This is a genomic window from Nonomuraea sp. NBC_00507 (assembly GCF_036013525.1).
In the GTDB taxonomy this organism is placed as follows: Bacteria; Actinomycetota; Actinomycetes; order Streptosporangiales; family Streptosporangiaceae; genus Nonomuraea.
In genome coordinates, this window is the sequence record NZ_CP107853.1 from 10,575,024 (window position 1) to 10,600,164 (window position 25,141).

21 protein-coding genes are annotated in these 25,141 nt (G+C 69.6%); 9 read left to right on the top strand and 12 right to left on the bottom strand.

Going from position 1 to position 25,141, the window contains the following annotated elements; all coding sequences use genetic code 11:
- The first annotated feature begins 95 nt into the window (after window positions 1-95).
- Window positions 96-1,460 (top strand): xylan 1,4-beta-xylosidase, encoded by a 1,365-nt coding sequence (locus OHA25_RS50640; RefSeq protein ID WP_327584006.1) that lies wholly within the window; start codon window positions 96-98, stop codon window positions 1,458-1,460.
- 46 nt (window positions 1,461-1,506) lie between these two features.
- Here the strand turns inward: OHA25_RS50640 and OHA25_RS50645 are convergent, their stop codons facing one another.
- From OHA25_RS50645 to OHA25_RS50655, 3 genes are all read right to left on the bottom strand, one after another.
- The gene (locus OHA25_RS50645) at window positions 1,507-4,812 is read right to left on the bottom strand and encodes a PQQ-dependent sugar dehydrogenase (protein WP_327584007.1); all 3,306 of its coding nucleotides are present in this window, start codon (window positions 4,810-4,812) and stop codon (window positions 1,507-1,509) included.
- A 191-nt stretch (window positions 4,813-5,003) separates the two neighbouring features.
- The gene (locus OHA25_RS50650; RefSeq protein WP_327584008.1) at window positions 5,004-6,110 is read right to left on the bottom strand and encodes a sugar phosphate isomerase/epimerase family protein; all 1,107 of its coding nucleotides are present in this window, start codon (window positions 6,108-6,110) and stop codon (window positions 5,004-5,006) included.
- Window positions 6,111-6,251: 141 nt separating this feature from the next.
- Window positions 6,252-7,427: an ROK family transcriptional regulator gene (locus tag OHA25_RS50655; RefSeq protein ID WP_327584009.1), complete on the bottom strand. Its 1,176-nt coding sequence runs from the start codon at window positions 7,425-7,427 to the stop codon at window positions 6,252-6,254.
- 374 nt (window positions 7,428-7,801) lie between these two features.
- On the opposite strand from OHA25_RS50655, the gene OHA25_RS50660 reads away from it, so the two are divergent.
- Both OHA25_RS50660 and OHA25_RS50665 read left to right on the top strand, forming a co-directional pair.
- On the top strand, window positions 7,802-9,511 hold the full coding sequence (locus OHA25_RS50660; RefSeq protein WP_327584010.1) for an ABC transporter ATP-binding protein: 1,710 nt from the start codon (window positions 7,802-7,804) through the stop codon (window positions 9,509-9,511).
- On the top strand, window positions 9,508-11,256 hold the full coding sequence (locus tag OHA25_RS50665) for an ABC transporter ATP-binding protein (protein WP_327584011.1): 1,749 nt from the start codon (window positions 9,508-9,510) through the stop codon (window positions 11,254-11,256). The genes OHA25_RS50660 and OHA25_RS50665 overlap by 4 nt, the downstream gene beginning before the upstream one ends.
- A gap of 80 nt (window positions 11,257-11,336) precedes the next feature.
- Here the strand turns inward: OHA25_RS50665 and OHA25_RS50670 are convergent, their stop codons facing one another.
- From OHA25_RS50670 to OHA25_RS50680, 3 genes are all read right to left on the bottom strand, one after another.
- Window positions 11,337-11,522, bottom strand: coding sequence for a hypothetical protein (locus OHA25_RS50670; protein WP_327584012.1), 186 nt, complete (start codon window positions 11,520-11,522; stop codon window positions 11,337-11,339).
- Between the two features lie 146 nt (window positions 11,523-11,668).
- Window positions 11,669-12,118: an ATP-binding protein gene (locus tag OHA25_RS50675; protein WP_327584013.1), complete on the bottom strand. Its 450-nt coding sequence runs from the start codon at window positions 12,116-12,118 to the stop codon at window positions 11,669-11,671.
- 41 nt (window positions 12,119-12,159) lie between these two features.
- On the bottom strand, window positions 12,160-12,405 hold the full coding sequence (locus OHA25_RS50680; RefSeq protein ID WP_327584014.1) for a hypothetical protein: 246 nt from the start codon (window positions 12,403-12,405) through the stop codon (window positions 12,160-12,162).
- Window positions 12,406-12,664: 259 nt separating this feature from the next.
- Here OHA25_RS50680 and OHA25_RS50685 point away from each other — a divergent pair, with 259 nt between their 5' ends.
- Together OHA25_RS50685 and OHA25_RS50690 are read left to right on the top strand one after the other, a co-directional pair.
- A complete protein-coding gene (locus tag OHA25_RS50685) occupies window positions 12,665-13,504 on the top strand; it encodes a GntR family transcriptional regulator (protein ID WP_327584015.1) in 840 nt (279 codons plus the stop codon).
- A gap of 5 nt (window positions 13,505-13,509) precedes the next feature.
- On the top strand, window positions 13,510-14,223 hold the full coding sequence (locus OHA25_RS50690; RefSeq protein ID WP_327584016.1) for a PP2C family protein-serine/threonine phosphatase: 714 nt from the start codon (window positions 13,510-13,512) through the stop codon (window positions 14,221-14,223).
- A gap of 93 nt (window positions 14,224-14,316) precedes the next feature.
- Here OHA25_RS50690 and OHA25_RS50695 read toward each other — a convergent pair whose 3' ends face one another.
- The 5 genes from OHA25_RS50695 to OHA25_RS50715 all read right to left on the bottom strand — a co-directional run bounded on the left by OHA25_RS50695 (window position 14,317) and on the right by OHA25_RS50715 (window position 20,633).
- Complete coding sequence (locus OHA25_RS50695) at window positions 14,317-14,616, bottom strand: hypothetical protein (RefSeq protein ID WP_327584017.1); 300 nt, start codon at window positions 14,614-14,616, stop codon at window positions 14,317-14,319.
- Between the two features lie 251 nt (window positions 14,617-14,867).
- Complete coding sequence (locus OHA25_RS50700; RefSeq protein WP_327584018.1) at window positions 14,868-15,623, bottom strand: SDR family NAD(P)-dependent oxidoreductase; 756 nt, start codon at window positions 15,621-15,623, stop codon at window positions 14,868-14,870.
- 172 nt (window positions 15,624-15,795) lie between these two features.
- Window positions 15,796-17,160, bottom strand: a complete 1,365-nt coding sequence (locus OHA25_RS50705) for a PP2C family protein-serine/threonine phosphatase (RefSeq protein WP_327584019.1) — start codon at window positions 17,158-17,160, stop codon at window positions 15,796-15,798.
- Window positions 17,161-17,206: 46 nt separating this feature from the next.
- Complete coding sequence (locus OHA25_RS50710) at window positions 17,207-18,241, bottom strand: LacI family DNA-binding transcriptional regulator (protein ID WP_327584020.1); 1,035 nt, start codon at window positions 18,239-18,241, stop codon at window positions 17,207-17,209.
- 10 nt (window positions 18,242-18,251) lie between these two features.
- The gene (locus OHA25_RS50715) at window positions 18,252-20,633 is read right to left on the bottom strand and encodes a glycoside hydrolase family 3 N-terminal domain-containing protein (RefSeq protein ID WP_327584021.1); all 2,382 of its coding nucleotides are present in this window, start codon (window positions 20,631-20,633) and stop codon (window positions 18,252-18,254) included.
- 391 nt (window positions 20,634-21,024) lie between these two features.
- Here OHA25_RS50715 and OHA25_RS50720 point away from each other — a divergent pair, with 391 nt between their 5' ends.
- From OHA25_RS50720 to OHA25_RS50730, 3 genes are all read left to right on the top strand, one after another.
- A complete protein-coding gene (locus OHA25_RS50720) occupies window positions 21,025-22,344 on the top strand; it encodes an extracellular solute-binding protein (RefSeq protein WP_327584022.1) in 1,320 nt (439 codons plus the stop codon).
- An 83-nt stretch (window positions 22,345-22,427) separates the two neighbouring features.
- Entirely contained in the window at window positions 22,428-23,267 is an 840-nt protein-coding gene (locus tag OHA25_RS50725) for a carbohydrate ABC transporter permease (RefSeq protein ID WP_442942242.1), read from the top strand.
- Between the two features lies 1 nt (window position 23,268).
- The gene (locus OHA25_RS50730; protein WP_327584024.1) at window positions 23,269-24,156 is read left to right on the top strand and encodes a carbohydrate ABC transporter permease; all 888 of its coding nucleotides are present in this window, start codon (window positions 23,269-23,271) and stop codon (window positions 24,154-24,156) included.
- Window positions 24,157-24,159: 3 nt separating this feature from the next.
- On the opposite strand, the gene OHA25_RS50735 is transcribed toward OHA25_RS50730, so the two are convergent.
- A complete protein-coding gene (locus OHA25_RS50735) occupies window positions 24,160-24,627 on the bottom strand; it encodes a hypothetical protein (protein ID WP_327584025.1) in 468 nt (155 codons plus the stop codon).
- Between the two features lie 99 nt (window positions 24,628-24,726).
- Here OHA25_RS50735 and OHA25_RS50740 point away from each other — a divergent pair, with 99 nt between their 5' ends.
- The gene (locus OHA25_RS50740; RefSeq protein ID WP_327584026.1) at window positions 24,727-25,014 is read left to right on the top strand and encodes a hypothetical protein; all 288 of its coding nucleotides are present in this window, start codon (window positions 24,727-24,729) and stop codon (window positions 25,012-25,014) included.
- Window positions 25,015-25,141: the final 127 nt, after the last annotated feature.

The following is a 25,141-nucleotide window of genomic DNA, read 5'->3' on the forward strand; positions in this document are numbered from 1 at the left end:
CGACGGTAACGCTTCACTGAGAATCATGTCCGCGATCACCGCTCGGGCGGCCGCCCGTGCGATGCTCTCAGCCAGACGAATCATGAGGAGCACAGGTGTCTTCGGATAGCGGGAAGTCGATGTGGGGACGGCCGATCCGGATGATCGCCGTCGCCGCGGTCGCGGTGGTCTTGGCGAGCTGTGGATCCGCCGCCTCCCCCGGCGCGGATCCCGCGACCTCGGCGGCGCAGGAGTCGCCGGCGCAGTCGCCTTCCGAGGTCCAGAAGCCGCCGGCCGTGGAGCCCGGCTGGCCGCGCTGGGGGTTCACGCACACAGGGACCAGCGCCAACAACATCACCCCGCAGTTCGAGCAGACTGTGGCCCAGTCGCTGGCCCGCACGCCGATGCTGCAGAACCAGCACATCATGGGCTTCGGGGCGCTCAACCCCCAGCCCACGCGGCAGCAGTACTTCTGGGAGGACCTCGACAGCCGCACGAGCTTCATGAAGCAGTCCGGCGGCACGCCGATCATCACCCTCTGCTGCGCCCCCGACTGGATGAAGGGCGGCCCCGAGGGACCGACCTCGCAGGAGGGCTGGGCGGAGCACCTGGAGGACGCCCCCTACCCGCAGCACTTCGACGACTTCGCCAAGCTGGCGGCGACCGTCGCCGAGCGGTACAAGGACGTCGACTACTTCCTGGTCTGGAACGAGTTCAAGGGCTTCTGGAAGGACCACTCCAAGCCCGCGGACTACAAGGGCTACACGGAGCTGTACAACAAGGTCTACGACGCGGTGAAGGCGGTCCGTCCCGACGCCAAGATCGGCGGCCCGTACCTCGGGTTCGACAGCAACGGGAGCGGCGACTCCGAGCTTCGCGGCGACTGGGGCGTGGTCAACCAGAACGTCCTGGACGCCTTCACCTACTGGTACGAGAACAAGAAGGGCGCTGACTTCATCGTCGTCGACGGCGCCTCGCCGACTGATGCCCACGAGCTGCTGCCTGACGAGTTCGGCGCGCTGAGCAAGTTCAGCGCGGTCACCCAGTGGCTGCGGAAGAAGGCCGACGACATGCCGATCTGGTGGTCGGAGTGGTATTTCGTGCCCGAGGACGGCACCACGTGGCCCGAGGACAAGCGACTCGCCGTCCAGGCCGCCTCCATGATCGAGTTCGCCAAGAGCGGCGCCGCCACCGCGCTGTACTGGAACCCGCAGGCCAAGGAGGGCGCCTGCCGGGGCTGCCTGTGGAACCCGAAGTCCGGCGCCCCGCTCCCGACCATGGAGCTGGTGAGCAACTTCGCCAAGTGGTTCCCGGCGGGGGCCGAGCTCGAGGACGTCGCCTCCTCGGAGCCGAAGGTACGGGTGCTGGCCCAGCCCGACCAGCTGCTGCTGGTCAACACCACGGACGGTCAGGTCACCACGACGGTGGACGGCAAGGAGCAGACGCTGAAGCCGTACGAGATCAAGTGGAGCGATCGCTAGGTCTCACGGCGGGGAGGGCCCTGGACGGGCCCTCCCCCACGCGTCGCTACACCTCCTTCAACCGGGCGATCAGCGCCTGGGCGTCCCGGACGAGGGCGGCGCGTACGGTGGCGGTCCGGACGTTGTCCCGCTTCTCGGCGATCTTGATGAACTGCTGCAGCGCGTCGATCGCCGGCGCCGGTCTGCCCCGCTTGTCGTGCCATTCGGCCAGGTCGAGCTGCTTCAGCAGCTCGGCGGCGGCCTTGTGGGTCACCGAGCCGTTCTTGGCGAAACGGGCCACGAGCGTCCGCAGGTCGGCGTACGACGTCGTGGTGGAGAACGTCACCGTCTGCGTCCTGCTCCGCCCCGCCTTGTCCGCGGCGGTCCCGGTGAGCTGGTGCTCGCCGAGCGGCAGCGTCCACAGCTCGATTGCCGTGCCGGACGGGACCTCGGTGCCGTCGAGCTTGGCGGTGACGGCGTCCACACCCGAGACCGCGTCCGTGGCCGTGAGCACCGGGGTGATCGAGGCCGAGTCGCCGTACGGCTTGGCCTCGACTCCGCTCATCGTCAGCACCGGGTCCGACTTGTCGATCTTGACGGTGACGCTGCCGACCTGGGACACGTTGCCGCCGTTGTCGGTGGCCCGGTAGCGGACCTCCTTGGCGCCCTCGGCGCTGAGCGTCACGGGATTGTTGGCGTTGGCCCAGGTGGCGCCGCCGTCAAGGGAGTACTGGCGGCTCGCGACGGTGCCGTCGTCGGTGGCGGTGACGGTGAGCGTCACGTTGCCGGTGTACCAGCCGTTCTGGCCGTTCGGCTGGGCCGGGTTGAGCGCGGCCGTGACGGTGGGCGGGCTGGTGTCGGCCACGCCGTCGCCGAGGAACGTGAAGACGTCCACGGCCACGCCGCCGGTCGAGGTGACGTACAGCCGCCCGCTTCCGGACGGAGCCGCCCCGAACGAGGTCGTCACCGTCTGCCAGCCGTCACCGGCCGGCACCTCGACGGTGGCGAACGGCTCTGCGGTGGCCGAGCCCCAGCGGAGCGAGAGCGTCCCGGCGCCGGTGGCCCTGGTCCGCACCCCGCTGATCCCGGTGAAGTTGACCGGGTCGTACGCGATCCAGTCGCCGGCGTCGAACGAAGTGACCTTCGCCCTGCCGGACGCGCCGTCGTCCGGGGTGGTCGTCACGCCGCTGCTCTGTTTGGCGTGCTCGGCCTGCGCCTGCTTCGGGTTGAGCACCAGGGCGGCCTCGCCGAGCGCGCCGGGGATGCCGCCATTGCCGTTGTCGCGGTAGGTGACGACCACGACGCCGTAGATGTTCTCCGTCTCGCCGTGTTCCGGCGCGTTCGCCGGGGTGGGCCAGGCGCCCGCGCAGCCAGTGCCGGTGGTCTCCGGGTGCGCGTGCGTGTCATGGCCGAGCCCGAACGTCCACTGCACCCGGCCGCACACGGGCGTGTTCCCGTCCTCGGCGTCCGACACCCCGATCTTGTACGGCACTGCGTCGCCCCAGTCGAAGAACGCCCCGTCCGGCGGCGTCTGAACGGTCACCTTGGGCGCGGTGTTGCCCACGGTGACCTCGGTCGAGGTGAGCCCTGCCCGGCCACCGGAGTCGGTGACCCGCAGCCGCGCCACGTACTGCCCCAGCTCGGTGTAGGTGTGCGTGGCCGTCGCCCCGGTGGCGTCGAAGGTTCCGTCGCCGTCGAAGTCCCACTCGTACGTCAGCGCCCCCGGCTCGGCGTCGGTCGAGCCGCTCGCGTCGAACGCGACCGTGAGCGGCGCCCCGCTGCTCGACGTCGGCTCGGCCGCCATCCGCGCCTGGGGTGTCTTGTTGTCGGGCGTGTAGTCGATGCGGTAGAGCCCGGCGTCCGGGTTGGCGCGGAAGAACCCGTCGCCGTAGTCCAGGACGTACAGGGAGCCGTCGGGGCCGAACTCGATGTCCATCGGGCTGTCGGTGATCGGCTGCACCGCCGTCCGCAGCGCGCTGTTGGGCAGGAAGTGCTCCAGCGCGGTCACGGGCCCGTCCGGGTAGGTGACGGTGAAGGCCGCCAGGTAGTCCTGCGAGAACTCGGCGAAGAACGCCTTGCCGTCCCAGTACTGCGGGAACTTCCCGGCCGCCGGGTTCGCCGGGTCGTAGTGGTAGATCGGGCCGCCCATCGGCCCCTGGCCGCCCTGCGGCTCGAAGTCGGTCAGCCCGGCCCATGCGGCGGGCTGGTGGGTGTTGTTGTCGCCGTAGTACAGGTCGGCCGGCACGGCGGCCGGGATCTGGGTGAGGCCGGTGTTCCAGCGCGAGGTGTTCTGCGGCCCGGCCGCGCAGTCGAACCATGGCCCCGGCTGCGCGGTCGCGAAGTCCCAGTCGTTGTAGTTGAAGTGGTTACCCGTGCAGTACGGCCAGCCGCTGTTCATGGGCTTGGTGAGCGGTGTGATGTTCCACTCCACGTAGCCCAGGGGCCCCCGGTTGGGGTCCCCGGCGCCGGCGTCGGGCCCGTAGTCGGCCCACGACAGGGTGCCGGTCGCCGGGTCGACGTCGATGCGGAACGGGTTCCGTACCCCCATGACGAAGATCTCCGGCCGGGTCTTGTCCGTCCCCGGCGGGAACAGGTTGCCCTCGGGGATCGTGTACGTTCCGTCGCCGGCCACCTCGAACCGCAGGATCTTGCCGCGCAGGTCGTTGGTGTTGCCCGCGCCGCGCCGCGCGTCGAAGCCGGGGTTCATGCCGGGCGCGTCGTTGTTGGGCGCGTACCCGTTGGCGCCGGGCGTGCCGGCCGGCGTGTTGTCGCCGGTGGCGAGGTAGAGGTTGCCGTCGGCGTCCCAGTCGAGGTCGCCGGCGACGTGGCAGCACTGCCCGCGCTGCGTCTCGACCTTGATGATGACCTGCTCGGTGGACAGGTCCAGCGCGTTGCCCGTCCACTTGAAGCGGGACAGCTGGTTGTAGCCCTTCCACTGGTTCCAGTACGTGTCGTCGGCGCCGGCGGGCAGCGCGTTGGGGGCCGAGCCGGTCGGGGTCGTCTCCGGGTACGGCGCGGTCATGGTCTTGGGCGCGTAGTAGACGTACACCCACTTGTTGGCGGCGAAGTCCGGGTCGATCGCGATCGTCTGGAGCCCGTCCTCGGAGTTGCCGTAGACCGGGATGGTGTTGATGATCTTCGTGACGCCCGTGGCGGGGTCGGTCAGGCGGATGTCGCCGTTGCGGGCGGTGTGCAGGACCCGCCGGTCCGGCAGGACCGCGAGGTCGATGGGCTCGCCCACGTTCTTGGTGAGGGTGATCTTCTCGTAGCTCGACCACACGGTGGCCGGGTCCTGCGCCCGCGCGGGCGCGGCGGGTAACGCGAGGGTCGCGGCGGCCACCAGGGCGGCCGTCATCGCTCGGTTAAGGTGCATGATGATGCTGCTCCTTGGACGGAGGAGTGTCGAGACCCGGACCGCTACGGTGATCCGCGTTCAGCGGAGCACCGCAGGCAGCGGTGGTTGCGCCTACGGTGCTCCGCGTTCAGCGGAGCACCGCAGGCAGCGGTGTCTGCGCCTATGCCTGCCGCGGCAACGGCAGGGATCACGTAGCGGTCCGGCTGTGTTCAGGCGCGCAACTCGGCCATGTTGGCGTAGCTCAGCTCCGCGTACCGCAGGGATTGGGCCGGGTCGGCCCCGGGTGCGTTGTCCTGCTCGTACATCGGGTTGTGGAAGCCCATGTGCCGCAGCCGGGCGAAGAAGCGGCGGTAGTCGATGTCGCCGGTGCCGAACGGCACCATGTCGTACCCGTTGGGCACGGCCGCGTTGGACGTGCCGTCCTTGGCGTGGAACAGCGGGAACCGCAGCTCCCGTGCGCGCACGGTGGCCAGCGGGTCGAAGATGCTCGTCTGCGTCGAGCCGTCGGGCGCGGTGAAGGTGCGGTGTTTGTACTGGGCGACGTGCGCCCAGAAGATGTCCATCTCGAAGTGCACGAACCTGGGGTCGCTGATCCCGAAGAAATACTCCAGCTTGCGCACGCCGGAGGACCGGGTGGGCCGTCCCTGCGCGTCGAGCGGGCCGCTGTCCAGCAGGAACGCGTACGCCGCGTCGTGGTTGTGGGTGTAGAGCTTGATCCCGGCCTCGGCCGCGATCCGGCCGAGCTCGTTCCACTTCTCCGCCGCGACGTCCCAGTCGCTCTTGTACGGGCTGTTCGTGGGGTCGGCGCCGGTCCCTACGTGCCCCAGGCCGAGGATGTTGGCGATCTCCAGGACCTGCTTGAACCGGTCGAGGTCGGCGGTGCTCAGCGGCCACGAACCGGGGATGAACCCGTGGTTGCCCTCGGCCTCGAGCCCGTTGTCGTCGAGCCAGGCACGCAGCAGCTGGGCGCCCGCGACGCTTTCCAGGTTCGCGCCGCCTTCCGAGCCGGCGTGCTGGCGGTAGCCGGCGAATTCGACCCGCTTGTAGCCGATGTCGGCGAGCGTCTCCAGCACCCGACGGAAGCCGGACGGCAGGGGCGTGGAGGCCGGGTCGCGGGAGATCGCGTCGCGGACGGTGTAGAGGATGATGCCGCGTTTGCCCGGCGGGATCAGCGGCTGCCGGGTGGCGGCCTGCGCCGGCTGGGCCAGCGGGATGGCGGCCGCGGCGGCGACGCCGGTGGTGGCCGCGAACAACTGGCGGCGGTTGAGTCCTAAGCGGCGACCGAGCGCCTCTTCGTGCTCATGGAGGTGGCTCACGCGGGGTTTCCCTTCCTTGAAGGACGCGTGCGCCGACCACGTCACTGCGGATCCGTGCCCGGCCCTCGCCGGCATGCCACCGCCGCGTGAGCCAGGAACGATCTCATTGGTACTACGCCCGCGTGACGCGGTCAATGGCGGTCATTTAGTGACGATTCGGTCGATCGTGTCGGGCGAGAGCACATGCTCGACCACCATGACGGCGGCGCCGATCACGCCCGCCCGGTCGCCCAGCTCGCTCACCCTGATGCCGAGATGCTGCGTGGCCAGGGGCAGCGACCGGCTGTAGATCGTCTCCCGCACGCCCGCGAGCACCTGCTCCCCCGCCTCCGCGAGGTCGCCGCCGATCACGATGATCGACGGGTTGAAGAAGTTCACGATCGACGCCATGACGGTGCCGACCTCGCGGCCCGCCTGCCTGACCAGCCGGGTGGCCCTGAGGTCGCCGGCCCGCATGAGCGCCACCACGTCCCTGCTGCCCCGCGCCTCGACTCCGGCGGCACGCAGCGCCGCCGCCATCGACGCGCCGCCGGCCACCGCCTCCAGGCAGCCGGTGTTGCCGCACCGGCACGGCGCGTCCGAGGCCGGCACGCGTACGTGGCCGACGTCTCCCGCCGCACCCTGCGCGCCCCGGTGCAGCCGGCGGCCGGAGATGATGCCGCAGCCGATGCCGGTGCCCATCTTGATGAAGATCAAGTGATCGGCTTCCGGCCGCGCGGCCCAGTGCTCGCCGAGAGCCATGATGTTCACGTCATTGTCGACCAGGACGGGAGCGCCCAGCCGCGCGCCGAGCCACTCCGGCACGGCGAAGCCGTCCCAGCCTGGCATGATCGGTGGGTTCGCCGGCCGTCCCGAGGCGTGCTCGACCGGCCCCGGCAGGCCGACGCCCACCCCGCACACCTGCACCGGGTCGCGGCCCGTCGCGGCGAGCAGCTCGTGGAAGGCGTCCACGACGCAGCCGAGCGTGCGCTCGGGACCCTGGTCGACGGGCAGCTCCACGGCCCGCTCCGCGAGCACGGTCATGCCGAGGTCGAGCACGGCCAGGCGGGCATGCGTGGCGCCGAGGTCAGCCGCCAGCACGACCCGCGCTCCCCCGTTGAAGGCGAACATCGTGGCGGGCCGGCCCCCTGAGGAGATCGAGCCCTCTCCGGCCACCACCCAGCGGTGGTCCATCAGCCCGTCCAGCCGCTGCGACACCGTGGACCTGGACAGTCCGGAGAGCTGGGCGAGCTCCCCGCGAGTACGGGCCTGCCCGTCCCTGAGGATGGCCAGCAGCGCGCCCGCCCCCGGAACCTGGCCCTGTGCTCCACTTGGCATGCGCCCTACCTTACTTCGGATATCGGCGGACTTCTGTTGACACGAATTAAAAGTCAGATCTATCGTCGCGAAACATGCGGGACATATGCGGGAGTCGCCCATAAAGCCCCGGCTGATCGGTCAACGATCCCGGAGCTGCATGTGCCGCAGAGCGCGAAACCGGAGGTGATGCCCGTCCCGCAGGTGGAACCTGAGGAGCCCTCTGGAGGCTTCGGGCCCGGTCACCGCCCGCCGTCGCGCCGAGACGCGGGAGTCCGGGAATGCCACCCGGGCCGAGCCCTCCAGCGGGGTGAACGGCGCTCGAAACCCACTTGCCACAGCGGCAGGAAAGCCCTTACCTTGCACGCGGTCGGAAGGAGCGCAGGGTGGGGGCATTGGCCCAATTCGTTCGGGAGCGATTACGGCTGCTCCAGCTGCTGACCGCGTCGCATGCCGTCATCCTCGGGGCGATCAGCGTGTGTCTGGCCGCGCTGCCGACGCTTCTCGCGCTGGCCAGCGGCCGGCTGATCACGCGGATGGCCGAAGGGGAGGCGAAAGGGGCCCTGGCGGTGTTGGCCGCCCTCCTCATCGCGGAAGGGCTCGCAGTCGCGGCCCAGGAGGCGTTCCGGCAGGTGGCGGCCACGCGGGTGGACGGCGAGATACGCCGCAGGCTCCGCGGCATGGCGAGCGCTCCCCACGGGATCGCCCACCTGGAAGACCCCGCCTACGCCGACGATCTGTCCCGCGCGTCGAACCTGGGCGGGTGGCAGCACCTCTCAGCGGGCTCCGCCGCGGTGGCGCAGGTCGTGCTCATGTCCAGGATGACCGGGGCGTTCCTCGCGGCCGGCGTGGTGGCCGTCCATTCGCCCGTCACGGCGTTCGCGTTGCTGGCCGCGGCGCTGACCGTCCGTTCCATCGTCCGGCGCCAGCAGCTCCGCCTCCACAAGCTGGTGTACATCCAGGCGCGGCCCTGGAGGCAGACCGACTACTGGTCGGAGGTGAGTGCGGGCGGCACGGCGGGCAAGGAGATCCGCGTCTTCGGCCTGGCGGGCTGGGCGGTGCGGCAGCGTACCGCCCAGGCCCGGCACCTGGCGTCGGTGATCTGGCAGACCCGCCGGGAGATCCTCCTGCATCAGCGGCTGGCGTTCCTGCTGTCGTTCAGCGCGGTCCTGCTGGCCTTCCTCCTGCTCGGCCTCGCCGTCCAGCAGGGCGCCCTGACCCGGGGCGAGCTGGTCACCTGCCTGGTGGCCTCTTTCGTGGTGCTCGGCATGACGGCGATGGGGATGGAGGAGTACGAGATCGAGACGGGACTCGGCGCCGTACGGGCGATGGACTCCCTCGCCGCCCGCGCACCCGCGCAGCTCGTCACGCCGAAGCCCGGGGCGGGAGTCCGGTTCGAGAACGTGTCCTTCGCTTATCCGGCCTCCGGCTCCGTCCTCGACGGCCTGAACCTGCGGATCGAGCCCGGTGAGGTCCTGGCCATCGTCGGCGACAACGGCGCCGGCAAGACCACGATGATCAAACTGATGGCCGGGCTGTACGAGCCGGACGCGGGCCACGTCGTCTCCGACCCGAGCCGGATGGCCGTGATGTTCCAGGACTTCAACCGCTATCCGCTGTCCGTGGCCGACAACGTCGCCATGGGCGCCCCCGAGCATCGCGACGACCGCGCGGGCATCGAGCAGGCCCTGCGCAGGGCGGGGTGGGACGGCGGCCACCTGCCGCACGGGATCGAGACCGTGGTCAGCCGCGAGGTGCACGACGGCGTGGATCTGTCCGGGGGCCAGTGGCAGCGCCTGGCGCTGGCCCGCATCTTCTTCGCCGCGAGCCACGGCCGCGACCTGATCGTCCTGGACGAGCCCACCGCGCACCTGGACGTCCGTGCGGAGGCCGACTTCAACCGCGACGTCGTCTCCGGGGTGGAGGGCGCCACCATCGTGCTGATCTCGCACCGGCTGTCGACGGTACGGCACGCGAGCCGGATCGTCGTCATGCGTGGAGGCACGATTCTCGAGGAGGGCGACCACGACTCCCTGATGGCGGCGGGCGGTCACTACGCCCGCATGTTCGAGCTCCAGGCCGCCCGATTCGTGGAGAGTGGATGAAGGTCCTCCGGCGTACCCTCCGGCTCACCTGGCAGGCAAGTCCGCGGATCACCTTGCTGGTCGCCGTGCTCGTGGCAGCCCAGTCGGCGGCCGTCGCCCTTCTCGCGCTGAGTCAGCGCTGGCTGGTCGACGCGGCGGGCCTGGGCACCTTCGGCGGCCTGCTGGCGGCGGGGGTTCTGGGTGCGGCGGCCTACACCGCGTCCACCGCAGGCCGTACGGTCCTGCACAGTCTCATGCTCGAGCTGGTCCTCCGCGTCGACATCCTGGTCAACGACGAGATCCTCGGCCTGGTCGCGGGCCTGCCCGGCGTGGCGCACCTGGAGCATCCCGAGCACCTGGACCGCATCTTCCTGCTCCGCCGCGGCTCCCGGGCCCTGGCGCAGCTGGCACTGGGCCTGTCGGCGGCGGTGGCCGGGGTGCTCAGCATCGCCCTGTCGGTGTGGCTGCTCGTCGCGGTCGATCCCTGGCTGGCGCTGCTCGCCCCGCTGGCCCTGGTGCCGCTGTGGATCAACTCCCGGACGCTGCGCCGTTTGCGAGAGGCGGAGAAGGAGGCCGCCCGGCACAGCCGCCTGGAGGAGATGTTGCACCGCATGTGTACCGAGGCGAGCACGGCGAAGGAGCTGCGGGTCAGCGGCGCGGCGGCGGCTATCGACGAGGAGGCCGCCCGTGCCTGGGACCGGCACGCCACCCTGATCTCCCGGGCGCGGATACGAGCGAGCGGCTGGAACGCCCTGGGCTGGCTTGTTTTCAGCGCCGGATATCTCCTCGTCCTGGCCATCACCGCGGATCTCGCCGCCCGCGGTCTGGCCACGCTCGGTGACGCGGTCCTGGTCCTGGTCCTCGGCGCCCGGCTGCGCGGGCAGATCCAGGAGGCGGTCGAGCAGATCGGCCGCATCATCCAGACCGGGCAGGTCACCGAGCACTACGCGTGGCTCCACGACTACGCCGCCGCGCACGGCCCGACAGGCGACAGGGAACCCACGAGCGGCGGCATCACCTTCGACCACGTGAGCTTCGCCTATCCCGGCTCCAAAGACCCGGTTCTCCGTGACGTCAGCTTCCACCTGCGCCGGGGCAGCGTCGTCGCCCTGGTCGGCGTGAACGGCGCGGGCAAGACGACCCTGGTCAAGCTCCTCACCGGCATGTACCAGCCGGCGTCCGGCACGGTCAGGGTGGACGGCCAGGACCTCGCCGCGACCGATCTGGCCGCCTGGCGGCAGCGTACCTCCGCCGCATTCCAGGACTTCGTCAAGTTCCAGCTCCCGGTCCGGCACGCGGTCGGCATCGGCCACCTGTCCCGGATGGACGAGGTCGGGGAGGCGCTGCACGCGGCGGGAGCCGACTTCGTGGAGCGGCTCCCGAACGGCGTGGACACCCAGCTGGGGCCCCTCTTCGACGGTGTGGAGCTGTCGCAGGGGCAGTGGCAGCGCCTGGCCCTGGCCCGCGCGCTCATGCGGGACAAGCCCGAGGTGCTGATCCTCGACGAGCCCACCGCCGCCCTCGACCCGGCCAGCGAGCACGACCTCTACGAGCGCTTCACCGCGACGACCCGGACCGCCGGCGACGGGATCACTGTCCTGGTCTCCCACCGCTTCTCCACCGTGCGCATGGCCGACCACATCATCGTGGTCGCCGACGGCACCATCGCCGAACAGGGCTCCCACGAGGAGCTCATGGCGGCGAACGGTCCATACGCCCAGCTCTTCAGCATTCAGGCGGCCGCCTACAGCAATGGGCCCAACTAGCAATGCGAGGCTCGGCTCCCGGCTACCATCGGCGGCGCGTTACCGCTTGCGCAGGCCTTATCTGACGTCCAGCGCCTGTCTCAACGGAGATGGCCCATCAGCAGGGCGTTCCATCGTGCGGCCGCTACTGCGGCGCGCCATCGCTCGGTGTCCTCGATCATCTCGGCCCCTTGTTCGTCGCGGCGGATCCGACGAATGAACTGGAGCCCGCTCGCCTGGCGCAGCTCGTAGAAGACACTCTCACAGCCGCACGTCCAGACCAGCACACGTCCTTCAGATGACCACCGGTCGGGAACGGTCCAGTTCAACGGTTGGCAGTGGGACGTCGGCGGGCTTGCATGAGGACTGAGGCAGCGAGGCGGCCTGTCGCCTCGACTGATCCATCCGGCCCCACGGGCCTGCTCGCGTGTCATCACACCGTCGCGCAGGCCGGCGCACTGGACATGTCGAGCGTCGAGTCGTCCGTCGTGAGGACTTCTGCCCAGGCTGCCCGGCCACCCAGAGCGTTGTCGCCGATGCCCCAGCGCAGCGCGGTGGCTTCGACGATGTGAAAGCCCCGTCCCGAGGAGTCCATGTCGCTGGGCTGGCGCATGCGGGGAACGGTCAGCCCGCCATCGTCCATCACGTCGATGCGGGCTATGCCGTCGCCGATGGCACGGACGTCCACGATGATCAACCCACCGGCCAGACCCGAGACGGAATGCATCAGTGCGTTCGCGACCAGCTCGCTTACCACGAGTTGCACGCCGGTCGTGTCTCGATGTCCCGCCGCTCTCAGGACGTTGCTGACGCAATGCCGAGCCGCCGGAACTGCACTGGGCACTCCCGGGAACACCAGCTCGGCGAGAAATCGTACGGTCATCGCCGCTCCCTCCTGCCTTTTCGCACTGCTGTGATCTCGATTCATGGCACGGAGGCCTCGGGAAGCTCGCACCACGCGCTCGGGCAGGAGTCGGCGTAGACGAGCGTCTTGTCGATGACAGCGGTGCGGGCGCACGCTTTCTCAGCGGGGCAGCCTGCGCAGACGGCGCGGGCCTCGCCCTTGGTGACTTTCTCGTCCCAAGGGTCGGCGTTGGGGAAGCACGGCCGGTCGTCGGGGAGCTTCTGCTTGAACCTGAGGCTCGGCCGTGGGGTTGCCCGGCGGTTCACGCCAAGCGGGCTTGGTGCGATGATGGTAGGCATCAGGTGAGATCACTTTCGCGAGGATTGCAACCTGATTCGGCCTCCGGTGCTGGAACACCGGGGGCCGTTGCTTTTTCTTCGGCTGGTGGCGCTGGAACGCCGCTGCCGCCGTCTACTGTCTTCTTGTACGGTCTAATGTCCGGGGACAATCCGTTGGAGTTGTCTGGGGACCATGGTGGGTCCGCGAGGCGACAGTGTCAAGGATTGTTCGGGGACAATCTTGGAAGTGAGGGTTCGGGTGCAGCATTCGCGCTACATGGACATCGCGGCTGAGATCAAAGCAAGGATCGAGGCTGGCGAGTGGAAGCCCGGATCTCGGCTTCCACGACTTAACGATCTTGCGGCCGAGTTCGGCGCGAATCGAGACACGATCGGCCGAGCTGTTGCAGCGCTGGAAGCCCAGGGTGTGGTGTGGGCCGTACAGGGCCGGGGCATCATCGTCCGACACGGCATGATGCGCTTGCGCAGACCACGTGGGAACTTGGTGAAGCGCAACAAGGCCACCCTCAGCGCGGGGTACTCTTTCCCATCGGCCTCTGGCCAGGAGAAATGGAAGCATCACGTCACGCCTGTGGCAGGCCATGAACCACTGACCAACCCGAGGATCGCAAAGCTGCTGGGCGTCGAGCCGGGTACCCCGGTGATGCGCCGGTTCCGAGTCACCGGCCCCGAATCCGAGCCGCCCTTTCAGATCAACATCTCGTGGATACACCCCCGAGGAGTGATCGACGCCCCGGAGGTGGCATCCGAGGACCCTGGCCCAGGGCACTGGCTCTACCTTCTGGAGAAGGCCGGCCACTGGCCGATCAGTTGGACGGAGTTCCACCGAGCACGCACGCCGACCCCTGATGAGGCCCGCCTGCTGGAGATCCCGATCAGCCTGCCCGTACTGGAGATCGTGCGGGTGGGCACCTCTGGAGGCGACGGCCAACCGATCGAGGTTACCGAGTACATCGTAGCCAGCGACCGGGTAGAAACCGTGCACGTACTGCACCGTGACGAGTCCGCGCAACCCCCCTGGCCCGACATCGGCGGGCCGCTCGACGAGATCGAGATCGACAGGTGACCGCCATGAGCCGCCTCACCGTTGAAGCGTCTGCCTGCACTCACGTCGGGCTCGTACGGCACCGCAACGAGGACGCCGTATACGCTGGTCAGAACCTGTTCGCCGTTGCTGATGGCCTCGGCGGACACGCGGCTGGCGACATAGCCAGCACCACAGCAATTGACATCCTGAAACCCTATGACCGCCTGCACGCGCCTGCGGACCTTTCTGCGCTGCTCGGGCAGGCGATCTACTCCGCCAACGAGGCGTTGCGCCACAGGATCGAAAGAGAACCGGACCTGGCGGGCATGGGCACTACCCTGGTGGCCATGCTGTGGTCCGGGACGGCAGCCGTCGTGGCCAACATCGGTGACTCGCGAGCCTATCTGCTACGAGGCGGCAACCTGACTCAGATCAGCGAGGATCACACGTACGGAAACCTCGTGGCTGACGCAGCCGACGTGCCCAACTTGCGCGAGAAGATCGCCCGATTTCTTGACGGCCGCGCCGATGGACGCTCCCCCGACCTGATCCAGCGAACGCTTTGCCCAGGCGACCGGTACTTGCTGTGCTCGGACGGTCTGAGCGGACTCGTACCGAACGAAGTGATCGAGAACATCCTGCTCGCGCACCCTACTCCCAAGGACGCAGCCGATGATCTTCTTGCGACGGCCAATGCGCACGGTGGGCTGGACAACATCACCATGATCGTCATCGATGTACTTCGCAGGAAGGAATGACCGGTAGATCCGCTTCCGGCCGCGTGGTCGTGCGCCCACGCCGGATCTTCATCATCTAGAACAGATCTGATCGAGATCGCGCGAATGGCAGGATCAGTCCTCCCGGACACCGCCCACGGCGTTGATCTGCTCGGCGGTGAGGCCGGTGAGCAGGGCGACGCGGGCGAGGTCGGAGCGGTCGAGTTTGCGCATGGACTCCATCATCCTGGAGCGGATCTCCTCGCGCCGTAGTTCCAGATAGACCCGGACTGCGTCAGCGACCAGGTCCTCCTTCGTCAAGCCGAGGAAGTGTGCACCGTCCGAGATCAACTGGTCGACCTCGGGGTCGACTTTCAGCGGGGCGGTGGTTCGGTTCGCCTCCTCGGGCGCGCCAGGTCCCGTTGCAGCGGCCATCTGAAACATCCCCTCCTGGTACCACACGGTACCCCGCTCCCATGGAGTCGCCAGGTTGAGTGCCGGTGCTTCATCATTCGGCAATAACGCACCACCGGGGGCCGGCCGCCGATGCGTTCGATGGTTTCGGTGACCTCGTAGAGCGGGTGGTGTCCTGACCCGATGAAGCGGAAGAGCGCCGATCCCGCTGTACCGGCGCCCGAACATCCAGGCCGCCGAGAAGACCCCTCACCAACCTCGGTGCCAGGGGCTCACGGCATCCATTTGCCGCCCGACACGTCGATCGTAAGCCCCGTGATCCACGAGGAGGCGTCAGAGGCGAGGAAGGCCGTCACGTTGGCCACGTCGAGCGGCGTGCCGAGCCGTCCGAGCGGATGCTCGGCCAGCAGGCGCTCCTTGAACTCCGGCGGCATCCGGCCCTCCAGCCGCTCCGTCATGATCGCCGAGGGGGAGACGCCGTTGACCCGGATCCCCACGGGCCCCAGCTCGTGCGCCAACTGCCTGGTCAGCGCGACGACACCGGCCTTGGCCACTGTGTAGGCCGCCGAGGCGCCGGTCGGGGTGCGGGCGGCCAGCGACGACATCGTGATGATGGAGCCGCTCGCGCGCTCGCGCATCCCCGGCAGAAAACTCTTCAGCACCAGGAACGTCGAGGTCAGGTTGGCATGCACGGTGGCGTGCCAGTCATCCTCGCTCATCTGATCGATGGGTCGCGGCATGCCGGTGCCGCCGCCGGCGAAGATCGCCAGCACGTCGACGCGGCCGAGCCGCCGTTCCACCTCCTCACGCATCGCTTCCACGGCCGCGAAGTCGGTGCCGTCTGCGGCCACACCGATGGCCGCGTCACCGACGTGTTTGACCGCGGAGTCGATGGCGGCGGGATCACGCCCGTTGACGGCGACCCGCATGCCCTGCTCGGCAAAGACCTTGGCGGTCTCCCGGCCGATGCCGCCTGAACCGCCGGTGACCAGCGCCACCTTGCCCTGAAGATCCGGATACATCATCATCGCACTCCGTTCTGCCTGAGGAGTCCACGCTCTCTCACCCCAAGGCTCGCGGCATCGGGCACGGGGCGCATTTCAGGGTGCGCCTGGAGGAGCGCGAGCACCGTATCCGGCGTACTCCACTGGTTGTAGGCGATTGGCGTGCGCGGGTCGCCGCTCTTGTGCGGTGCCGCGATCAGGCACTCTTCAGGAAGTCACGGACTCCATCGCCGCGCGTCGCCGTTCCGGGGCGCCACTCCACCAGGAGCACCGTGGCGTCGTCCTGGAGCCAGCCGTGCTGGTGGTCGAGGATGGTGTTGATCAACCGGCGCAGCGTCTCGGGAGCCGGCACGCCGTCGGTCTCTCGCCTGATGACGAAGTCGATGAAACGTTCCAGCCCGAACAGCTCGCCCTGCGGGTCCTGGGCCTCGATCACGCCGTCGGTGTAGAGCAGCAGCCGGTCTCCCGGCTCCAGCTGGTAGCGGCCGAGCTCGGTGGGCAGACCGAGGCTGAGCCCCATCGGCGTGCCGAACACACCGTCCAGCGTGGCGACCGGCTGGCCGCGGCGCAGCACCACCGGCGGGGGATGGCCTCGGTTGGCCCAGGTCAACCGCCCGGTACGGGTGTCCAGGTCGGCCAGGATGCCGGTGGCGAACCGGGTGGCGATGAAGTGGTCGGCGATCGCCTCGTCGATGGCCTCACCCGCGGCCAGGACGTCGGCCCCCTCACGGCGGTGTTTGCGGAAGCAGCCCATGGCGATGGTGGCGGTGAGACCGGCCGAGGTGTCGTGCCCCATCGCGTCGAAGATCGCCAGCCGTAGCACGTCGCCGTTGAGCGCGAAATCGTAGGCGTCGCCGCCCACCTCGTACGCCGGCTCCAGCGCGGCGCTGACCACGACCCGGTCGTTGGCGAACGTCGCGCCGGGCATCAGGTTCCACAAGACCTCCGCGGACAGGGCCATCGGCCTGGTGCGCACGAGCTGGGCGTACACGTCGCTGAAGGGGCGCTTGCTCTCGATCAGCAGGGCGACGAGGGCGGCCAGCCGGCTCACCCGCGCCAGGACGGCCTCGCCGGCGTGGGGGACGATCACGCCGAGCACGCCGATCCGGTCCGTGCCGTCCAGCAGCGGCATCCACAACCGCCGGGGCGCGTCGTCGAAGGGCTCGCCGGTCTCGGCCGTGGCGGTGGCGGTGCGGGCCTGGACCGGCTCCACGCCGCGGAAGGCCTTGCCGGCGACGGTGGTGTCGATGGGGATGCGCTCCAGCGGGTTGCCGGCCTCGTCGTGCTGGCCCGGCAGCGGCACGAGGAACTGCTGCTGCAAGTCGGCCACGTAGAGCATGGCGTGCGCGAGCCCGGCCCGGCCGGCGAACTCGGCGACCAGGGCGGGCAGGTCCTCCAGTGAGGCCAGGTGGTTGGCACGCAGCAACCCGCCGAGCATCTCCTCATCCACACCCGGCGTGCCGCACGGCGGCCCCCCGGCACGGTCCTCTGACGGACCGTCCGGCGGTCCCGCGTCCCGGTCTCGTAGCGGGCCGGTCTGCGCCCCCTCCTCGCCCCGCATGACGTCCCACCCCCGATCAAGGACGTCTTACCCGGCCGGAGGCCTCTCAGGCATGCTCTGAGCAGGTCACGTCCGCCGTGGAGCCGCGGACGATCAGCTCGGTGGCCAGCTCGACGTGGTGGGAGTCGACCCTCTCCCCGGCCGCCAGGCGCAGCGCGGTGCGCAGGGCGACGCGGCCCATCTCCCGCAGCGGCTGACGTACGGTGGTCAGCGGCGGCGAGGCCATCCGGGCGATTTGGGTGTCGTCGAAGCCCACGATGCTGAGGTCCTCAGGGATGCGCAGGCCGCGCGCCCTGGCGGCCTCCATGACACCGAGCGCCATCTCGTCGCAGCCGGCGAAGATCGCCGTCGGCGGCTCAGGCAGGCCGAGCACGGCCGCGCCGTGCTCCAGTCCGACCTGGTAGCGAAACTGCCCGAACCGCGTGTAGCCGGGCAGCACGGGCGCCCCTTCGGCCTCCATGGCGGCCCGGTAGCCGTGCAGCCGCGCCTGGTTGCAGGCCGCGGTGGTGGGGCCGCCGAAGTAGGCGATGCGCCGGTGCCCGAGGGAGAGCAGGTGCTGGGTCGCGGCCACCCCGCCGGCGAAGTTGGTCGAGCCGACGCTGGTCGCGCTGGTATCCGGCAGGTTGAGCGGGTCGATCATGACCAGCGGCAGCTGAACGCGGGACAGAGCGGTCAGCTGCCGCGTGGTCAGCTCGTGGCACGTAACGGAGATCAGCGCCCGGCGCCCGGCGTCGGCCAGGTGGCGGGCCCACGCGGCCGGGTGGTCGATCTTCTTCCTGACGCTGACGACGACCCCGACGCCGAGCTCGGCCCCGGCCGTGACCACGCCCTGGATGATCTCCGTGGAGTAGGCGTTGAAGTCGTCGTCGAACTGCACCTCGACGGTGTCCGTCACGGCGGTCTCGCCCCGGCGCGGCGACAGCGCGACATAGTCGTGCTCCCGCAGCAGCGACTCCACCAGGGTCCGGGTCGCCGGCGCCACGTCGCTGCGGCCGTTGAGAACCTTGGACACTGTCGCCACCGACACGCCGGCCGAGGCCGCGACGGTGGCCAGCGTGGCGCGTCTGGGACTGGCCGCCATCAATTCCCTCCTACTCATCGACCGATACGGGGGTGACGAGGCGCCGGTCGTGGCCGACGATCCGCGTCGCACCCGTCAGGCGCACGACGCCCCGGCACGGCAGGTCGGCCGCCGACCTGCCGACGAACACCTCGACGTCCCCCGGCTCCACGATGCGCCTCAAGTCGCGTCCGGTGAAGGCCGTCCGGTCGGCGTGCACGCGGAAGCTCACGCGGGATTCGGCTCCTGGCTCCAGCGGGACCCGCGCGAAACCGATCAGCTGCCGGACCGGCCGGGTCACCTGGGCGACGACGTCGTGCAGGTAAAGCTGGACGACCTCGTCGCCGGCCCGCCCGCCGGTGTTGCGCACCCGCACGCTCACCGTGAACTCGCCGTCCGTCGGCACCTCGGCGTCGCTGATCCGCAGGTCGTCGATCTCGAACGCGGTATAGGAGGCGCCGTGGCCGAAGGGGAACAGCGGCGTCGGGTCGAGGTTGCTGATGCCCTGGCTGTCGGCGCCCAGCGGCGGCTGCAGGTAGGTGCCCGGCTGGCCGCCGTGCCCGCGCGGGATCTGCACGGGCAGCTTGCCGGAGGGCTGGATCCGGCCGGACAACACGCCGGCGATGGCGGCGCCGCCCTCTTCGCCCGGCATGAACGCCTGCACCAGCCCGGCGGCGAGCTCGTGCGCCTCGCCCAGCGCGTACGGGCGGCCGGACACGACGACCACGACGACCGGCGTGCCGGTGGCGGCCAGCTCGGTCAGCAGGTCCTCCTGCACCCCGGGCAACCGCAGGTCGTCGGCGTCGCAGCCCTCCCCGGACGTCCCGTGGCCGAACATCCCGGCGAGGTCGCCCACGGCCACCACGCACAGGTCCGCCCCGCGGACCGCGGCCGCCGCGGGGGCGAACCCTGAGCGGTCCTCGCCCCGCACGTCGCAGCCCCGCTCGTGGACGATCTCCGCGTCCGGCAGCTCGGCGCGCAGCGCGTCGAGGAGGCTGGGCGCCTCGACGCCGAGCCCGAGGCCGGGGTGGCGGGTGAGCACGTGGTTGGGGTAGGAGTAGCAGCCCATGAACGTCCGCGGTTCGTCGGCGCACGGCCCGACGACCGCGACCCGCCGGAGCCCGGGACGGAGCGGCAGCGCGTCACCGGCGTCGAGCAGCACGATCGACCGCTCGGCCAGCTCACGCGCCAGCGCCCGGTTGCCCGGTGAGTCGAGGTCCACGGCGGCGGCCCCGGCCACGGACCTCTCCGGCGTCCAGTCGGGGTCGAGCAGGCCGAGCTGGACCTTCTGGGTGAGCAGGCGGCGTGCCGCCCGGTCGATCAGCGACTCGGGGATCTCCCCGGTGCGCACCCGCTCGGCCAGGTGCTGCCCGAAGCCGAGTGTGTCGGGCAGCTCGACGTCGATGCCGGCGCTCAGCGCCCGCACCCCGGCTTCTTCGGTGTCGGCCGCGATCTTGTGCATGGTCGCCAGGAACGGGACCGCCCAGTAGTCCGACACGACGGTCCCGGTGAAGCCCCACTCCTCGCGCAGCACCTCGGTCAGCAGCCAGGGGTCCGCCCCGGCCGGCACGCCGTCGACGTCGGAGTAGGAGTTCATCACCGAGCGCGCGCCGCCGAGCGCGATGGCCGTCTCGAAGGGCGGCAGGATCATGTCCATCAGCTCGCGCCGCCCCATGGGAACGGGGCCGTGGTTGCGGGCCGCCCGCGAGGCCGAGTATCCGGCGAAGTGCTTCAGCGTGGCGATGACCCCGGCGTTCTCCAGCCCGCGCACGTAGGCGGCGGCGAGCATCGAGACGAGGTACGGGTCCTCGCCCATCGTCTCCTCGACCCGCCCCCACCGGTAGTCGCGCACCACGTCCAGGACCGGCGACAGGCCCTGGTGCACGCCCACGGCCGCCATGTCCCGCCCGATCGCGGTGGCCATCCGCTCCACCAGGCCGGGGTCGAACGTCGCCGCCCACGCTATGGCCGCGGGATAGACGGTCGCCCCGTACGCCGTGAACCCGGTCAGGCACTCCTCGTGCACGATGGCCGGGATGCCGAGCCTGGACCGCTCGACGACGGCGTGCTGCAGCCGGACCACCTCGGCCGCGCCCTCCTGCGCCGTCACCGGGGCGCTGCCGTGCACCCGGGTGATGTGACCAAGCCCGTGGCGGATCGCCTCGTCGAAGGGAACCGTCCCCGAGGCCGCGAACACGTCCTGCATCGGCGCAACGTTCAACGTCTCGGCGTCGTCGTCCACCGGCTCGTGCCGCATGTCGTTGCCGATCCACCGGCTGCCGAGCTGGCCGACCTTCTCCTCCAGGGTCATCTCCTGAAGGAGGGCATCGACCCGGTCGGCCACGGAAATGGTCGGGTCCTGCCAAGGACGCAGCACACCGTCCACCGCGGGCGTCCGATCTACAGCCGTCATCTGCTGCTCCTTCAAGGCGATGTCCACCGTGATGTTTTCGAAATGTTTCGGCGTTGTGAGTGACCTGTGAGCGAGACCTCCTCGACACCAGATGACCAGTTGAACGCCGCGCCAGAGTACTTTACACAGGCCCTTTGTGGATAGGGAGAGCGCCAGGTCCGGTGGGTCTTGACAGGCACAGACCCGAAACTTAGATTGGCGGACCACGCGGCATGTCGCAAATGTTTCGACAAGCTAACTCTGAAGGAGAAGCGCAGGCGACGGCTCCCCCGGCCGGACGCCCACCCCATCCGACGATTCAGGAGCCGCGCGGCCAACCCCCCGGCGTTCAGTTACGGAGATCAGCGTGGAGCCCAGGACAACCTCTCGCCGTACCTTCCTTAGCCTCTCCATGGGCCTTCCCCTGGGGGCCGCCCTGGCGGCCTGTGGCAGCTCCGGACCCACCCAAACGGGCGCCGGTGGGGGCACCGGCAGCACCGCCACGAGTGGCGGCGCAGGAGGCAAGGCGACCTACTGGTACCTGACGGGTCAGCCCAACGAAGGCGTGCGCACGCGCGCGGTCGAGCGTTTCAACAAGGCCAACCCGAGCGGTGGGCTCACGACGACGACCTTCCAGAACGACGCCTTCAAGACCAAGATCAAGACCGCCATCGGCGCGGGTGAGGCCCCCACCATCATCTGGGGCTGGGGCGGCGGCGGCCTGCGCAGCTACGTGCAGGCCGGCCAGGTCGACGACCTCACCTCGTGGTTCGACCAGAACGCGGCCTACAAGGACCGGCTGTTCCCGTCCTCCTTCGGTGCGGCCACGGTCGACGGCAAGATCTACGCGGTGCCGGTCGAGTCCGTGACGCCGATCGTTCTGTACTACGACAAGAGGGCCTTCGAGAAGGTCGGCGCGCAGCCCCCGCAGGAGTGGGGCGACATCATGGACCTCGTCAAGAAGTTCAACGGCGCCGGCATCGCGCCGTTCTCGCTCGGCGGGCAGTCGCGCTGGACGAACATGATGTGGCTGGAGTTCCTCTTCGACCGCATCGGCGGCCCCGAGGTCTTCCAGGCCATCTACGACGGCGAGAAGGACGCCTGGAACAACCCGGCCGCCATCGACGGCCTGACCAAGATGCAGGAGCTGATCAAGGCGAACGGCTTCGTCAAGGGCTTCTCGTCGATCACCGCCGACTCCAACGCCGACCAGGCGCTGCTCTACACCGGCAGGGCCGCGATGATGCTGCACGGCGGCTGGACGTACGGGTCGATGAAGGCGGACGGCGGCGACTTCGTCAGCGGCGGCAACCTCGGCTACATGAACTTCCCGCCGGTGTCGGGCGGCAAGGGCGACGCCAGCAACACCGTGGGCAACCCGGCCCAGTACATGTCGATCTCCTCCAAGGCGACGGCCGAGGAGAAGGAGATCGCCAAGAAGTTCTTCCTCACGGAGATGAACTCCGACGCGCAGTCCAAGGACTGGGTCGGCATCACCCAGGTGCCGATCGTCAAGGGCGTCGACGCCCAGTTCGGCTCCGGTGCGGACGCGCCATGGCAGAAGTTCGTCTACGACACCGCCAGCAACGCCAAGTCCTTCCAGCAGTCCTGGGACCAGGCGCTCAGCCCGACCGCGGCCGAGGTCCTGCTGGACAACATTGCCAAGCTGTTCCAGATGTCGATCACGCCGCAGCAGTTCGCCGGCAACCTCAACGAGGTCATCGGCAAGTGACTGCTCCCCCGATCCCCGCCAGGGGGAATGCGTCCCTGACCGCCGTGCCGGGCGGCCAGGGACGCGGCCTGGCCTGGCTGGCCATGCCGGCCCTGCTGTTCTTCGTCGCCTTCGGCGTGATCCCGCTCATCGGGGTGTTCTGGCTCAGCTTCACGACCTGGGACGGGCTCGGCGAGATCCGCATGTCCGGCTTCGACAGCTGGCGCGCCGTGCTCACCGATCCCGGGCTGCCGCACGCGTTGTGGGTGACGTTCCTGGTCACCGCCCTGTCGTGGGCGGTGCAGACGCCGGCGAGCATCCTGCTCGGCACGTTCCTGGCCGGCTTCCAGCGCTATCGCGCGGTGCTCTCGGTGGTGTACTTCATCCCGCTGCTGCTCAGCTCCGCCGCCATCGCGATCACGTTCAAGGCGCTGCTCGACCCGAACTTCGGGCTCGGCGCCGGACTGGGGATCCCGATCCTCGTGCAGGACTGGCTCGGCGAGCCCGTCCTCGCCTTCAGCGTCGTGATCTTCGTGGTGTCGTGGCAGTTCATCCCGTTCCACTCGCTGATCTACCAGGGTGGCGTGCGCCAGATCCCGCGCTCGATGTACGAGGCCGCCGAGCTCGACGGCGCCGGCCGGGTCCGGATGTTCTTCAGCATCACCCTGCCCCAGCTCAAGTACACGATCATCACGTCGTCGACGCTCATGGTCGCGGGCTCTCTGGTCTTCTTCGACCTGATCTTCGTGCTCACCGCGGGCGGCCCCGGCGACACCACCCGGGTGCTGGCGCTGGACATGTACAAGAGGGGATACATGGCCAACCTGATGGGCCCGGCGAGCGCGATCGCCGTCATCCTCGTCCTGGTGGGCCTGGCGCTGGCACTGCTGCTGCGCCGGATCGGCGGCCGGGACCAGACCCACAGCCAGCTGGAAGGGGTCTGACATGACGGAGATCCTGGCGAACACCTCCGCCCGGGCCTCGGCGAAGCATGCCGCCGGCCCCAAGCGCGTGACCCGCCGCCCCAACTGGCTGGCCGGCGCGGCCTCATGGATCTGGCTGGCGATCGTGATCGTGCCGATCTACTGGATCGTCATCACCAGCTTCAAGCTTCAAAGCGACTACTACGCCGAGAACCCGCTCCTGCCGCCGTCCGCTCCCACGCTGGCCAACTATCAGCTGGTCATCGAGTCGGACTTCATCCGCTATTTCATCAACAGCGTCGTCGTCACGGTCGGCGCGGTCGCGCCCGCCGTCGCGGTGTCCTTCATGGCGGCCTACGCGATCGTCCGCAGCGGCAGAGGACGGTTCCTGCGCTACACGAACTCGATGTTCCTCATGGGACTGGCCATCCCGCACCAGGCGACGATCATCCCCGTCTACCTGATCATCATCAAGCTCGGCCTCTACGACACGCCGATGGCGATGATCCTGCCGTCGATCGCGTTCGCGATCCCGCTGTCGGTGCTCATCCTGACGAACTTCATCAGGGACGTGCCCAAGGAGCTGTTCGAGTCGATGCGGATGGACGGTGCCAGCGAGCTCGGCACGCTCTGGAACCTGGCCCTGCCCCTGACCAGGCCGGCCGTGGTGACGGTGACCATCTACAACGCGCTGACGATCTGGAACGGGTTCCTGCTGCCGCTGGTCCTCACCCAGAGCCCCGAGCAGCGCACGCTGCCGCTGGCGCTGTGGACCTTCCAGGGTGAGTACGGCATCAACGTGCCGGCTGTGCTCGCCTCCGTCCTCCTCAGCTCCCTGCCCATCCTGATCCTCTACGTGGTGGGCCGCCGCCAGCTCCTGGCCGGCCTGACCGCCGGATTCGGCAAGTGACGCCTACTCGGGAGGCTCCGGACGCGGCCAGGTGACCGCGGCGAACACCACCGAGCACACCAGGAACCCGGCGCACACGGACGCGAAGCCCGTCCAGAACGAGCCGAGCGACGAGCCGAGGTCGATCCCCAGCAGCAGGGCCGTGACCAGGCCCGCCGTCAGCCCCCACACCAGGCCGGGGACGTATCGGGGCGGTTTGTGAGCCAGGGCGCCGGTCAGCGGCAGCAGCAGCGGGACCAGCGCCACGGCCCACCCCACCCTGGGCTCGCCGAACATGGCGAGCCTGACCGCGGAGACCGCGGCGGCCACGCCGATCGCCACGAACGTCCAGATGACCAGCTTGACCGGGTGGTAGCGGACATTGTGCTCGGAGGCGTAGGCGTCCGGGCCGAACGCCCAGAAGGAGAGAAGCTCGCCGATCAGGTCGCCGATGTTCGGCTTGTCATCCTCGGGTCTCTTCTCTTCGGCCATGCGGGCTTCCTCCGTGCGGGATCACGCTTGACCGTAGCAGCAAACAACCTCCACGCTGATCGTTGTGTCCGTGATGATCGTTGATCAGAACGAAGCGTCGTGCCGGGCGAGGTGACCGAATGGCTGGCCGGACGGGCGATCCCGCTCGGCGGCCGGGAACCGGGCGCGGGGCCGGCGGACCTCGGTCCGCTGCGGGCCGTGCTCGACGGGGTCCGCCTGGTGGGCCTGGGCGAGTCCACGCACGGCGGCGCGGAGTTCTTCTCGCTCCGGTGGCAGGTGACGGAGTTCCTGGTCAAGGAGCTGGGCTTCACCGCGCTGGCGATCGAGGCCAGTGCCGCGGCGGCGCGGGCGGTCCTAGCGGAGAGCACCGGCTCCACGCCCTTGTAGCGGCCCGCGACTCAAGCGGCCTCGCGAGCGGACCATCCGCGCTCACCTGTCGGCCATCCTCGGCAAGCTCGACCTCGGCTGCGTCGCCCAGGCCCGCCTGGCCTCCTACGGCTACACGATGCACGGC